This is a genomic window from Blautia sp. JLR.GB0024 (assembly GCF_037000545.1).
GTDB lineage: Bacteria > Bacillota > Clostridia > Lachnospirales > Lachnospiraceae > Blautia > Blautia celeris.
In genome coordinates this window covers 272,864-285,839 of the sequence record NZ_JBANBF010000007.1, presented here as the reverse complement: position 1 = coordinate 285,839, position 12,976 = coordinate 272,864, and the positions used below count along the sequence as shown (strand labels likewise).

Genomic DNA, 12,976 nt, shown 5'->3' with positions numbered 1-12,976 from the left:
AATCCTTAAACGGGACAATTGACGATATTTCGGTCACAGATTATTACCAATACCGCCGCGTAGGCCGCTATGTAGGATGTATGGATGTCCCTGAACTGACAACAGAAAAAGCCGCATTCCAACAGGATTAGCCTGTCAGAAGCGGCTTTTACAGTTCTATTTCTTTCTGTTTCTTATCACAATACCTGCTGCAGTCAGCAAAATGCCTGCTGTCCCCAGCCATATCTTATTTTCCAGATCACCGGTCATGAGAGAGAACAGATAAAATTTACCCAGATATTTCTGTCCTGCGCCGTAGCAGCAGATATAATAAAATACCGGTATCATATAGGCAATCACCAGATGGTCCGTGATCCCGTAAGTGAAGATGCCAAGGCCCCCCAGAAAGAGACAGTTCGCCATGGCGCACCAAAAATAAGTTCCAAAAGGAAAGGTGCACTCCCCCAGTTTCATCTGAAATAAGACCAGCAGGTTCAGCACTGCCAGAATGACAACTGCCTGCAGCAGGCGCAGAAGCTGGATGTTTCTCAGCGGATACTCCCTGCTCGCCAGCAGATCCCGGATATCCTTATTCTGCTCCGGCATAAAAAGCGGTGTCAGAAGCACGGTCCCCAGCAGGGAAAAGTACACATCCAGAATCTGGCCTGCCTGATACTGGTTCAGCGCCTCCATTCCCATGATCACCGGAGCCAGCAGACTAAGCAGAAGAGCTGCTGCCAAATGCCCCGCATAATGGTTTTTAAAGTGTTCTATTTCTATGGATAAAATTCTTTCCACGTCCGCCCAGCACTCCTTTCCGCTTCATGTGATAAATAAACACCGTACCTGCCATAAAAAGCAGAGCAAGCCCGGCATACAGAAGCCGGTTCCTGACCATCTGCCCGAACACGGACAGCCATACATCTGTGGCCTGGTCATTGTTAAACCTGGGTATCAGATTCCATCCTACCGTGCCGACAAGCTTGGTTCCGCCTGTGCTGATGCTCACCATCCAGAGGACCACCTGCACCAGTATGGCTGCAGGCCCTCCCACTGACTCAGACAGGAAGAATCCGCAGGCCAGTACAAAGGCGGTTTCCGGAAGAAGCCATCCCAGAATATATTTTCCAAAGGCCAGCACATCCACGGACACACCAAGCTGGTGTCCATAGTAGATACACTGCAGCATAGGTGTCAAAGACAGCAGAAACAGCGGCATGATCGTCAAGAACATGGCTGAAAAATACCGGGCCGCGATAATGGTCACAGAGGACGCTCTCCTGGCATAGATCACTTCCTGTGCCATGGAACGTTTGTCACGGAGTGTTCTGGTAACCGCCAGAAATACAGGGAGTAGTCCCAGGACAATGCCCATATAATCACAGAACAGCCTTGCCTTTCCTCTGGAAATACGGTCCGTGTACAGGCTGGCGTCATATACTTTTTTCGCATCCTCGTATGTGGCATACGTCTTGGCATTATTTTTCACATTATCAGAAGCGTAGCTGGAACCTCCTCCGATGATCTTATCCGCTTTTGTCATATATCTCAAAAACCTGTCATAGGACAGATCCTCTGCGGGCGGCAGAAGCGGCGGATTGATTCCTGCGATCTGTATATAAGAACCGTCCTCTGTCTGCGGCGCCTCCTCTGATGACTCACGTATGGCATCTGTGTAGCCTTCTTCCAGACCGGTACAGTCCATGAGAATCTGATGAATCTTCTCCTGTTTTTCTTTTGTCAGAACTACATTTTTATAAAATCCCACCGGATAAGCCGTGTAACTGTTCGCCTCATACTCTCCCGCAAGTAAGGCCAGCGTGGCTCCCATGATCTGCTGCTTATCAGAACTTGCTTTTATACCATAGCTCTCCTCCTGTCCCTTTAAAGGTTCCGAATAGGTGGTAAAGCTTCCCACCTGACTTACATAGAAGAACACGACTGCAGCCAGAAACAGGTAATAGATCAGGCTTTTTAACATCTGTCCGCATTCTTTGGCAAAGAGTTTAAAAAACATTATTTTCCCCTCCTCTCCTCCTGCATCAGATACATATAGGCATCCTCCACATTGGCATCGCATATCTGTGCATCAGCGAAAGGTTTTTCATCAGAGATCAGGCGGACATACGCATGATTTCCCTGCATCATTATACTGGTGACTGTATAATTGTTCCGGATACTCTCCAGTTCCATTCTGGACACCTGGGCGCTGTATATCCTGCCGCTGGCTTCCCCCAGAAGCTCTGTGACTGTCCCCTGGAAAAGCACGCACCCCCGGTTCAGAACGGCGATATCCTCACAGGTAGCCTCCACATCCCCTACAATATGTGTAGACAGGATGACCACCCTGTCCTTTGCCGTCTCACTGAGCAGATTGCGGAAACGCACCCGCTCCTCCGGGTCAAGTCCCGCAGTGGGTTCATCCACGATCAGCACTTTAGGATCATGAATCAGCGCCTGGGCAATGCCGAGTCTTCTTCGCATCCCGCCTGACATGGCGCGCACTTTTGTTTTTACATCATCTGTCAGATTCACCTGTTCAAGCAGAGACGGTATTCGATCCTTTCTCTGCTGCCTGGACAGCCCGGACAATACGCCGAGATAATCCATGGCCTCGTACACGGACATGTTTCCGTACATGGAAAAGTCCTGGGGCAGATACCCGATGATCCGCCGGATTTCCCTGTCATTGTTAATATCAATGCCGCATACGCGCACATCTCCTTCTGTCTTCTGCAGCAGAGTGGCTATGATTTTCATAAGCGTCGTCTTGCCGGCACCGTTAGGTCCCAGAAGGCCGAACATACCCTGGCGGATGGTAAGGTCCACATTTTTCAGAGCCTGCTTTTTCCCATAATTTTTACTCAGATTTTTGATCATGATCTTCGTATCCATACAATATCCCTACTTCCTTTCTTCTTGTCTGCGTCTTATCATAAAAGAGAAATCTCTATATTTTCCCTACATACAGGAAAATACTGCACAGACAATGGCACCTCCGTGAATGCTGTTGGCAAGCTCCAGCTCTCCCCCGTGCTTTTTGCAGAGCAGGGCACTGATGGACAAGCCTATGCCGAAATGGCTGCTGTCCTGACCGTCGTCCTCTGTCTTCTCCCTGTAATACGGGGAGACAGCCTTTGTAAGCTCCTCTTTTGAAAATCCTCTTCCGTCGTCCTTTACATACAGCCTGAGAGGTCCTTCCTCACGTTCTGCTTCCAGAAGCACTTCTATCTTCTTATCCGCATAACGGAGCGCATTGGACAAAAGATTCTCGGCCACTTCCAGCACAAAAAACTCATCTGCCAGCAGTTCTGCTGCGGGATTTCCCTTCAGCTTCACCTCAATCTCCATACCGCCGGTCTCTTCAAGCGCAGCTGCCGTCTCACGGGTCTTGTCGTAAAGTAGGGAAAGCGGTATCTTTTTTAACTGGGGAGCCCGCTCCTCCATACTGTGGATTTCCTTCATGGTTCCGCCGAAGTTTTTAAGCCGTCCAAGCTGTTCCTGCATGGTCTTAAGAATCTCTATGACCTTCTCCTTTGGCAGACGTCCATCCGGATAAAAGCGAAGCAGCAGGTCAACATAGCCCTGCATAACCGTCAGAGGCGTGCGCAGATCATGGGCAAACGCCGCATTGAGTGTTCTCTGATCTTCCGCCTGTTTCCAGAGATTCTCCTGATATGAGATGATTTTCAGACGCATGTCATCCAGGCATCTGCAGAGCTGCCCCATTTCATCTGCACTGTCATATCTGCAGGAATACCCCATATCATTTCTGGATATGTGCTGTGCTGCATTGGTCATGATGGTAATGGGCTTCTTCAATTTATTTCTGTAGTACAGCCTGGACACAAAGGCGATAGCCAGAACGGAATACAGCAGCACACATCCATACTGCAGAAGATTGATGATTTCAAGAAGGATGACATCCATTTTCGTCAGTTCTTTTTCCGGTACAAAATATTCCAAAGTAAAGACAGCATTCTGGTCTTTATTGAATACGTTCTCTGATGTCTTATGCCCATATGGTGTCTCGATGATCCGTTTCCATCCATTACAGGTCTGTATGGTCATGGCAGAAGCCAGGCAGATTGCCAGCACAGCCACAAAGATATAAAGGCGCAGAGACTTTCTCAGATTCAGGTTTCTGATCCTTGTTCTCAGATTCTCCAGGTATTCCTCTATCCAATCCATTGGTATCCCACTCCCCAAACGGTTTCTATATAGTCATGATTTGTATGTTTTTTCAGTTTCTGCCGGATTCTTCTGATATGCTCCATGATAATATTGCTGTCCCCCTCCCCGTCATAGCCTCGAACTGCTTCATATATGCGTTCTTTGCTGAAGACCTGCTTTTTATGCATGGACAAAAATTCTATCAGGTCAAACTCCATTTTGGTGAAGGAAATCTGTTCCCCGTCATAAAATACTTTTCTCTGCGAGTAGTTGATAACCAGTTTTCCCTGAAATCGAAGCTGTTCTCTGGATGCCATACGCTTCTCCCGCCGCAGGTGCGCCATGATCCTGGCATCCAGTTCATCCATGCTGAACGGTTTCATAATATAATCATCTCCGCCGATCATCAGGCCATTGACCCGGTCCTGTTCCTCCACCCTTGCTGTGAGGAAGAGAATGGGACAGCTCACGTAATCCCTGATCCTTCTGCACACCTCATAGCCGTCCATACCCGGCATATTGATATCCAGAAGGATCATGTCCGGCTGTATCTTCATTTTATCCAGAGCTTCCTCCCCGTCTGCTGCAGTATAAATCTCATATCCCTGCAGTTCAAAATAATCTCTCAGCATACAGCGGATATCCTTTTCATCATCCACGATCAAAATTTTCTCAGCCATATTTCCTCCCATCCTGTACTTATTGTCTGCCTGTATCTCATCCGGAACCGGTATGGTTACTGTTCCATGCATGCCCGGCAACACGCTTCGCGATGCACAGACAATGCATGCCCGGCAACACGTTTCGCGATACACAGATATTGTAATAAGGATAACAAAAAATTCTCTATAAAATCCCTACAAATTTTTCGCACTTTCTGCCGGACTAAAAAAGCTGCCGAACATTTCTGCTCTGCAGCTTTTTCATTTCTGGTTTATGCTTTTTTCTACGGTTCTGTCTGTTCATGAAGCGGGTCTACTTATAAAATGTCATACGATAACTTTTATCAAAAGTCTCCCCTTCTTTAAGGGTGATAACATCCTTTTTATCGGAAATATCTCCCGCAAAGCCATAATCATCGCAGCGTCCCATCCACGGCTCCAGGCAGATATAAGGTCCTCCCGGCATTGTCCAGATTCCGAAATTTGTAAATCCTTCACATTCCATAACTACATAAGGCGTCCCGTCAGGATAACCGATTCCCACCCATTCAACTTGGGTATCGTCAAAAATCAGGGCATCCCTGTCAAACATATGCTCTGTGATGGGGCATCTGTAATATCCATCCGCCTCCTCCAGATTCAGTGTATATTCTCTGGCAGCGTCTGCTGTACCGCTGTCACCGTATACCAGTTTGTACTTAAGTGCCGGTCCCTTTTGAAACAGAAGATAATAATCCGTCTGTCTGCTGCCCTCCCATATGGGAACCCGAAAACCGGGATGGCCGCCAATGGTAAAATACATGATTTCTCCGCTCGTATTCACCACTTTCCACTCTACCGAAAGCTGCCTTTCTTCCAGGCGGTGGGTGATATACAGTTCAAAATCAAAAGGAAAGTAACTTCTGGTCTCCTCATCTGAAACCAGTTTGTGGGTGAGAACCGATGCTGTTTTGCTGATGCATACAAATTCTCTGTCCCTGGCAAACCCGTGCTGGCTGGTGCGGAATTCCTTTCCGTTCAGACGATATGTATTGTCATGATGTTTTCCCACATTCGGAAAGAGAATGGGGGCATGGCGATTCCAGTAAGGAGGCTCTGCCTGCCAAAGTTCTTCTCTTTCATTTTCCTTATCATATACACTGACCAGTTCAGCGCCATGGTCTTCCACGGATACTTTCAGATATTCATTTTCTAAAACCTGTCTCATAAACTCTAAGCTCCTTTTTCCAGTTCTTTGCTTACAGTTTATCACAAACAGGACGGACCGTGCAATGTGATTTATGCCTGATATATTTCTTCGATCAGCCTGCTGCTGAATTTCTCCTGAAGCTCCAGGTCAAATAAGAGCTGCAGAAGACCAAACCGGTTTCTCAAATCCTTTGCATAATAGATGCTTCTCTTGAAAACATCTGCTGTCACCTTAATCTGATCGGGATAATACGGTGCATCCATGGACTTCAGAATATCCATGATGGTTTCAGCCTTTGGCAGTTCATCGATCAGTGCCTGGATCTTATCCAGATTCTCAAGATACGCCTCTCTTCTTCTTGCGACTTCCTCATCCTTATTTTTGCCGATGGACTGCTCCAGCTTCAGCACACCGGGTGCTGCCGGTCCGTAAGCTGCCTCGATTTCACCGCTCCAGGTATTGTAGTCAAAATGAGGAGCACTGTCCGGCACTGCATCTTTGCCAAGAACTCTCAGTTTTTCATACATTTTAATGGCTGCTACCGTTCCGATCCCTACTTTTGTACCGTGAAGGGGATCCGGCTGCTGATCCAGTAAAAACATCATTTCCCAGTAATGTGACATATGGTGCTCACTGCCGGACGCCGGCCTGGAATTGCCGATATAGCTCATGACAATACCGCTCAGAACAAGCCCTTCCATAATGGCTGCAACGGCCTCTTTGTCTCTTTCGGCCGCTTTTTTTGCATTGTCCACTACCTTCTGGATAGATTCTCTCACCATATCTGCCATTTCCGGACAATAATATTCCCCATTCATGATATGGGCAAGCTGCCAGTCTGTCAGGCATACATATTTTCCCAGGATATCGCCGGCACCTGCCGCGATCATGGATAAAGGTGCCTGAGCCAGAATATCCAGGTCTCCGATGATCACTTTGGCCGTATGTGCCTCATATGTGGTTTTCAGATGCTTTATAATAAGCGGTGATACATTGGATGCATAGCCGTCCATGGACGGTGCGGTACCCACAATATAATAATCCAGATTCATCTTGTAGCTGATAAAACGGCACAAATCATTAATCGTACCGGAGCCTACCCCAATGATCAAATCGCAGTCCCTGTCAATCTCTGTCAGAAAATAGGTAACTGCCTCCTCATCCGGCACAAGTTCCCTGTCCTGGAAGACGATTGTCTGATATGTATACGCGGTCTCATCCAGCACTGCGCAGACCTTATCCCCTGCCACCTTTTTTGTATTGATGTCACAGACAATGCAGAGTTTTTTATAATCGTGCCTGCCGAGAATTTCAGGCAGACGCTCAATTGCGTTCTCCTCAATGATAATATCTTCTATGCTGCACACATGGGTCTTCCCACAGGAACAGTGATAGGGCTTCTCCAGGTATTTTTTCCAATTTGTCTTTTCCATAATTTTGTTCTAATCCTTTCCGTCAGATTCTCTTTTTTGAAAGTCTGGTTCTATATTATTAGGGCTTTGGATAAAAAGTCATCCTTTACAGCCGGAACACAGACTGCAGGACACTTCATTTCTGTTTTTACTATAGCAGATTCCAACAGAATGTCAAACCGGGAATCAAATTATTAATTTATAGTATTATTAATATTTTAAATTATTAATGCCCATGGCTCTTCTTTCTTCTTCGCTGCTGTTTTCTGACAGTGAAAGATTGGAGATGATCCCCCGCAGCTCCTCTGCGATATTCTGCAGATTTACTTTGGAAAAATCCGTGGTGTCAATCTCCATAAGAGGACCCGGAAGCCGGAAATCCACCATGCCTCGCTCTGTGATTCCACGGATAAAGTCCTCCTGTGCGGGGACCGGATGGATAATACTCCCCGTTTCCCCTTCCGGTCTGGGGTAACAGTCATTGACAATATGGCCCATATGTCTGTCCGGGGAATCATTTCTTCTTGCCATTCTCTCATAAAGGACAGAGTCGTCACCAGAAAGGCGTACGGTCACTGCTTGACAGCCGTATCTGCTGAGCAGCTTTTGGATACCCGGCTTTGAGACATTTTCAAAATTATTCTCCAGTATGAAGGACTGCCGGGTCTTCATCATCTGTTCGGCAAAGTAATACATAATTTCCATCGCCCCGGTTCCCAGCGCCACTTTCTCTGCTCTGGAGTGAAATCCGATGGTATCGAACAAAATTTCTTTGATTTTATCCTTTGACAGCATAGGAATACACAAAGCCTCAGACAGGTACTCTGCCATGGTGCTTTTGCCGGATGCAGGAATCCCGGTCACTAATATACAATACATTTTCCTCCTCCTCATATCAGAGTGTATTTCTGTGAATCAGCCGATTTATAGCATGGCAATATCTACTTTCACCTTCAACTTTTCCGCCTGCATAACAAAATCCTCAGAAACCTGGTCATCCGTGATCAGAAGATCATAGGCTGTGATCGGACAGACTGAGTGGATAGACTTTCTTCCCAATTTCTCGGACGGATATACCCCTATATTCATGGAACTGTTTTTCATGATCAGTCTTCCAAGCTCCACACCGGCACTGTTGTGTATGGAAGCACCATTTTCGATGGACAGAGCTGTATGGGACAGAAACGCTTTGTCCAGACTTATATTTTTCATCATCTGCATTGTATAGTAATCATGGCAGTGTCCACGGTGAGACATCTCACCCCCAAGTAAAATCGTGGACACATTCAGATGTTTCCGCAGTTCATCGGCCACCGTCACGGAATTCGTCACAACTGTAAATGAAAACTCTGTGGGCAGACATTTTGCCATGTAATAGCCGACTGCAGAGGTAGTCAGATATATCACGTCATTTTCCGAAATATACTCCACCGCTTTTTTAGCTGCCGCCAGACATGCCTCATCCGTATCTGTATTCTCTTTGGGATTGTACTGCTCTTTTGGATACTTTCCCTTGGGACCGGCACTGATCGCCCCGCCATGCGTCCTCTTTAAAAGCCCTCTGCTTTCCAAAGAACGCAGATCCCTTCTGACACAGTCCGAAGATATTTGAAAACGTTCCTGTATTTCCGCCACTGTAATGTGACCGGACGTATTAACCATATCCACAATCAGCTTTTGCCGTTCTTCCATAAACATGCCTTACCGCTCCTTTCTGTGATTCTGCAGGCAGAAAACCATATCCGGCATATCTCTGCCATGTGGTACCTACATGTGATACCTGAATACATGCTTCGCATCCTGGGTAATTCTGACTGCAGACTGAAAATGAAGTAACTTTACTTTTATATAATACCGATTCCACTTGCTATTTTCTATAATTGCCTGTTATAATTGGCTCTGATTTATTGTTTATTTTTTGCTTTCTTGTTTGTATTTATTTTTTCTCATTTGTACTTGTTTGCATCTTATTTTGACGAATATATTCTCATACACATTTGTTTGTGCTATTTTGTCCTTATTTATGAATAAATACAAGAATATCATACGCCTAATCTCATTTGTTTTCAAGCACAAATAAGAAGCGCCCTAAATTCTTTCAAAATTTAAATTCATCTTTTTCATTTGTAAATCATCAATCACCAATTGATTCCCCTCACCGCAAATCACATCGCAGTATAAATAATTTGTTTCCATGCCCAAACAAATATGAATTCTCCAAAACAAAAAGCATCTTCCAACCCTACCCTTCTGCATTCATAAAATATAATGCAGAAAATCCGGTTTGGAAAATGCTCATTTATAATATAAGATATATTTCATGTACGAATCATTCATTACTATATGGATAGCCATTCTAACAACGGAATATTTTCAGGCAGTTACAGACATTTCTATACTTTCGGATAGGAACTGCTCCCTCTCACAACCAGCCTTGGTTCATATTCTATGTGATGGACCATATTCTCTTCACTGCTGCTCTTTTTCGTTTTTTGCTCCCCCATTTCCTGAATCAGGATCTCACAGGCATCCTCGCCCTTCTTCGACACATAATGTTCCACTGTCGTCAGATCAATTCCTCTAAATCCGGAAAAAAGAAGATTATCGCAGCCTATGATTGAAATATCTTCCGGTATTCTGTACTTTTCCTTCAGCAGTGCATCCCTGATACCGAGAGCGACCATATCGTTTGTTCCTGCAATAGCTGTAATCTGGGGCACCTGCTGAATCAGCTCCAGCGTCAGTTCATATCCGGTCCTGTACTCCATATCAATTTCCTGGAACATAATATCCATCTCTTTTGGAAGACTTCTCACATACACACCATCAGAACAGCCCGCATCTGCAAAAGCATCACAGAACCCTTTGATCCTCGCCCTCCTGGCAGACTGGCGCTCTGTCAAGGGTGTGGAAATAAAGCCAACCTTCCTATGCCCTAATCCCAGCAAATATTCGGCAAGCATACGTCCCATTTTTTCGCTGTTGAGCTCCACGGTATCTATCCCGGAAACCACATCCTTCTCACCAATCAGAACAACAGGTATTTTCTTTGCCACATGCTGCAGCGATTCCGGAAAAGTGGGGGCAAATGTATAGATAACCCCTGAAGGATTCAGCTTTTCTATTTTTTTCAGATATTTCTCCTCTGTCTGGTAATCCCTTCTGGTATTACACAAAAAAACATCAAATTTATTTTTCTGTGCCGTTTTTTCAATCCCCTGTATCAGAGAAAAATAGTAGGGGTTCGTAAAGTTCGGACAGACCACAAATATGGTACCGCGCATGCGTATTCTGGAGGTACGCGGCTTTTTCTCATTGGTATATCCCAGCTCTTTTGCTGCCTGTTCCACCTTCTTAATTGTCTCCCTGGAAAAAGAAACGTTATACTTCTGATTCAGAACCATAGATACCGTGGCCTGAGAAACCCCTGCTCTCTTTGCCACATCCGTTGATGTCACTTTCTTTCGATTCATAAACTTTCCTCTGTACTCGTCAGCTCTTTTTATACTGTGCTCTTTTCTGTGTCATACTTTGTCTGCATACCATAAACCCATCGTTTTCCATGGCTGCCGCCGCAGACTGCTCTCTACTTTGGTTTTTATATTATCACAAAAAAGCAGGCGTGACCAGAATCATATGTATATAAACTGATATTTTATTGTGTTATCTCAAAAATAAAAGTTATCTCTTTCCTGTTTTGATAAATTCGATCAGCTCCTCCACATCATCGAAATCATCATAGTCACCCTTTAAGCCCTCCCGGTGATAAACAATACCATTCTTTTCATTCTTCTCAAGACAATCAAGCAATCCCTCTTCCCCATATCGTTTCATAAACCGTGTAAATCCATACGGCTTGATTTTTTCCAATAACCCTTTCTTGCAATCCTCAGTACACACAAAGCAATGACTGATATTCTTATCAAATGAACACTTTCGGTTTTCACACCATTCTTTATCCGGACATTCACCGGAATTGCAGCCTGCGCAATTTACATTCTCAGAACACAAACAGCAGGCAAGTCCGCACCTTGCAATACCTAATTCTCTTTTCATTACATGTTCTCCCGCATATTTTCTGTAAGTCGTAACGGTTATGTCCCCCCCACAGTCACAAAACAAAATACAAGAAAAATCGCCTTTGGCGATGGGGTTTCGCCTGACTCCTAAATGTTTTCTTACGGTCAGCGCAGTAAATGCGCAGACTTACTGAATAGTCAAATAGTCATTGCTAGAGCGTGTTTGAAAATTCATTCCGACAATCTGCACGCCCCAGTTTGCTGAAAGCAATTTTCAAACACACTCTAGTCTTACTTTTGTTCGGCGGAATAATATGGAACGCACAGATAAGCCCCTTCATATATTACATCACTTTTCAGATGATTCATCTGCATGACTTCATCAATATATTCCTGCTGCGAGGCGTATTCTTCCGTCATATAATCCCCGGCAATATCCCACAGACTGGTACCTTTTTCAATCTGAATACTGGTATAATATTTGGTCCGGCTGCTGTCAGCGGTTCCCGCATTGGCTGTAGCGGCTGCCCTGACAGAAAAAAACAATGTTATCACCAAAGCCAAAAAACCAATCCCCAAAAGTTTTGCTCTGTCTGCCCTTTGTTTTCTTACTCTTCTCCTGTTTTCCCTCATAGTTTTCTCCTCCGTACATGCAAATATATGTTCGCGAACATGCGTTCTTTTTCTATAACCCATCATAATACAAGAACACATGTTTGTCAATAGGAATCGAACAAATATTCCGAATATCTGTTTGCATTTCATGCCGAAATATGTTATTATATTTTTAAATAACTGTGAGAGTATCAGACAATATCACATCGATCATAAACCCCACTCAAACAGAACCGGAGGTATCACTTATGTCATATGGAAAAATCAGTAAAAAACAATCCGAAATTTTAGAATATATGAAAAATGAAATCCTGAACCGCGGTTTCCCGCCGTCTGTACGCGAGATCTGCGAGGCAGTCAATTTAAAATCCACTTCCTCTGTCCACTCCCATCTGGAGACGCTGGAGAAAAACGGTTATATAAGAAGGGACCCCACCAAACCGCGGGCAATCGAAATTGTGGATGACAACTTCAATCTGGTGAGAAGAGAGACCGTAAATGTACCCATCATCGGAAAGGTTGCCGCAGGCGAACCGCTTCTGGCAGTACAGAACGTAGAAGGCTACTTCCCTATTCCGTCCGAATACATGCCCAACAAGCAGACTTTTATGCTGGTCGTACAGGGTGACAGCATGATCAATGCCGGAATATTCAGCGGGGATTATGTAGTGGTGGAGAAGCAGGAGAATGCCGAAAATGGCGATAAGGTTGTTGCACTTGTGGAGGATTCCGCAACGATCAAGACCTTCTACAAAGAAAAAGATCATATCCGTCTGCAGCCGGAAAATGATTTTATGGACCCCATTGTCATATCACCGGACCAGCAGTTTCAGGTTCTCGGCAAAGTGATCGGAGTATTCCGTTTTATGAAATAAAGGTTCAGAATCCGTACTATCTAAAGGATATACATATAGCAGAGTTATCAAA

The 12,976-nt window shown here is 45.0% G+C and carries 14 protein-coding genes; 1 reads left to right on the top strand and 13 read right to left on the bottom strand.

Annotation, left to right across the window (positions count from 1 at the left end; genetic code table 11):
* Window positions 1-156 precede the first annotated feature (156 nt).
* From V8Q34_RS17525 to yneA, 13 genes are all read right to left on the bottom strand, one after another.
* Complete coding sequence (locus tag V8Q34_RS17525; protein ID WP_335835985.1) at window positions 157-777, bottom strand: hypothetical protein; 621 nt, start codon at window positions 775-777, stop codon at window positions 157-159.
* Window positions 740-1,996, bottom strand: coding sequence for an ABC transporter permease (locus tag V8Q34_RS17520; protein WP_335835984.1), 1,257 nt, complete (start codon window positions 1,994-1,996; stop codon window positions 740-742). Before V8Q34_RS17520 ends, V8Q34_RS17525 begins: the two co-directional genes overlap by 38 nt.
* Entirely contained in the window at window positions 1,996-2,874 is an 879-nt protein-coding gene (locus tag V8Q34_RS17515) for an ABC transporter ATP-binding protein (RefSeq protein WP_335835983.1), read from the bottom strand. The genes V8Q34_RS17520 and V8Q34_RS17515 overlap by 1 nt, the downstream gene beginning before the upstream one ends.
* Window positions 2,875-2,940: 66 nt before the next feature.
* Entirely contained in the window at window positions 2,941-4,170 is a 1,230-nt protein-coding gene (locus tag V8Q34_RS17510) for a HAMP domain-containing sensor histidine kinase (RefSeq protein ID WP_335835982.1), read from the bottom strand.
* The gene (locus tag V8Q34_RS17505) at window positions 4,158-4,832 is read right to left on the bottom strand and encodes a response regulator transcription factor (protein ID WP_103732034.1); all 675 of its coding nucleotides are present in this window, start codon (window positions 4,830-4,832) and stop codon (window positions 4,158-4,160) included. Before V8Q34_RS17505 ends, V8Q34_RS17510 begins: the two co-directional genes overlap by 13 nt.
* A gap of 295 nt (window positions 4,833-5,127) precedes the next feature.
* Window positions 5,128-6,021, bottom strand: a complete 894-nt coding sequence (locus V8Q34_RS17500; protein ID WP_118594131.1) for an aldose 1-epimerase family protein — start codon at window positions 6,019-6,021, stop codon at window positions 5,128-5,130.
* A 71-nt stretch (window positions 6,022-6,092) separates the two neighbouring features.
* Window positions 6,093-7,436: a sn-glycerol-1-phosphate dehydrogenase gene (locus V8Q34_RS17495; RefSeq protein ID WP_054353225.1), complete on the bottom strand. Its 1,344-nt coding sequence runs from the start codon at window positions 7,434-7,436 to the stop codon at window positions 6,093-6,095.
* A 189-nt stretch (window positions 7,437-7,625) separates the two neighbouring features.
* Window positions 7,626-8,294 (bottom strand): AAA family ATPase, encoded by a 669-nt coding sequence (locus V8Q34_RS17490; RefSeq protein WP_227244797.1) that lies wholly within the window; start codon window positions 8,292-8,294, stop codon window positions 7,626-7,628.
* A 45-nt stretch (window positions 8,295-8,339) separates the two neighbouring features.
* Complete coding sequence (locus tag V8Q34_RS17485) at window positions 8,340-9,113, bottom strand: DeoR/GlpR family DNA-binding transcription regulator (RefSeq protein ID WP_256129856.1); 774 nt, start codon at window positions 9,111-9,113, stop codon at window positions 8,340-8,342.
* Between the two features lie 695 nt (window positions 9,114-9,808).
* Window positions 9,809-10,888, bottom strand: a complete 1,080-nt coding sequence (locus V8Q34_RS17480) for a LacI family DNA-binding transcriptional regulator (RefSeq protein ID WP_103732666.1) — start codon at window positions 10,886-10,888, stop codon at window positions 9,809-9,811.
* 208 nt (window positions 10,889-11,096) lie between these two features.
* On the bottom strand, window positions 11,097-11,471 hold the full coding sequence (locus V8Q34_RS17475; protein ID WP_244806644.1) for a DUF3795 domain-containing protein: 375 nt from the start codon (window positions 11,469-11,471) through the stop codon (window positions 11,097-11,099).
* A 150-nt stretch (window positions 11,472-11,621) separates the two neighbouring features.
* Complete coding sequence (locus V8Q34_RS27555) at window positions 11,622-11,705, bottom strand: DUF6783 domain-containing protein (RefSeq protein WP_353964003.1); 84 nt, start codon at window positions 11,703-11,705, stop codon at window positions 11,622-11,624.
* A 20-nt stretch (window positions 11,706-11,725) separates the two neighbouring features.
* Window positions 11,726-12,067 (bottom strand): cell division suppressor protein YneA, encoded by a 342-nt coding sequence (gene yneA, locus V8Q34_RS17470; protein ID WP_227244793.1) that lies wholly within the window; start codon window positions 12,065-12,067, stop codon window positions 11,726-11,728.
* Between the two features lie 230 nt (window positions 12,068-12,297).
* Here yneA and lexA point away from each other — a divergent pair, with 230 nt between their 5' ends.
* A complete protein-coding gene (gene lexA, locus V8Q34_RS17465; RefSeq protein WP_033139577.1) occupies window positions 12,298-12,924 on the top strand; it encodes a transcriptional repressor LexA in 627 nt (208 codons plus the stop codon).
* Window positions 12,925-12,976: the final 52 nt, after the last annotated feature.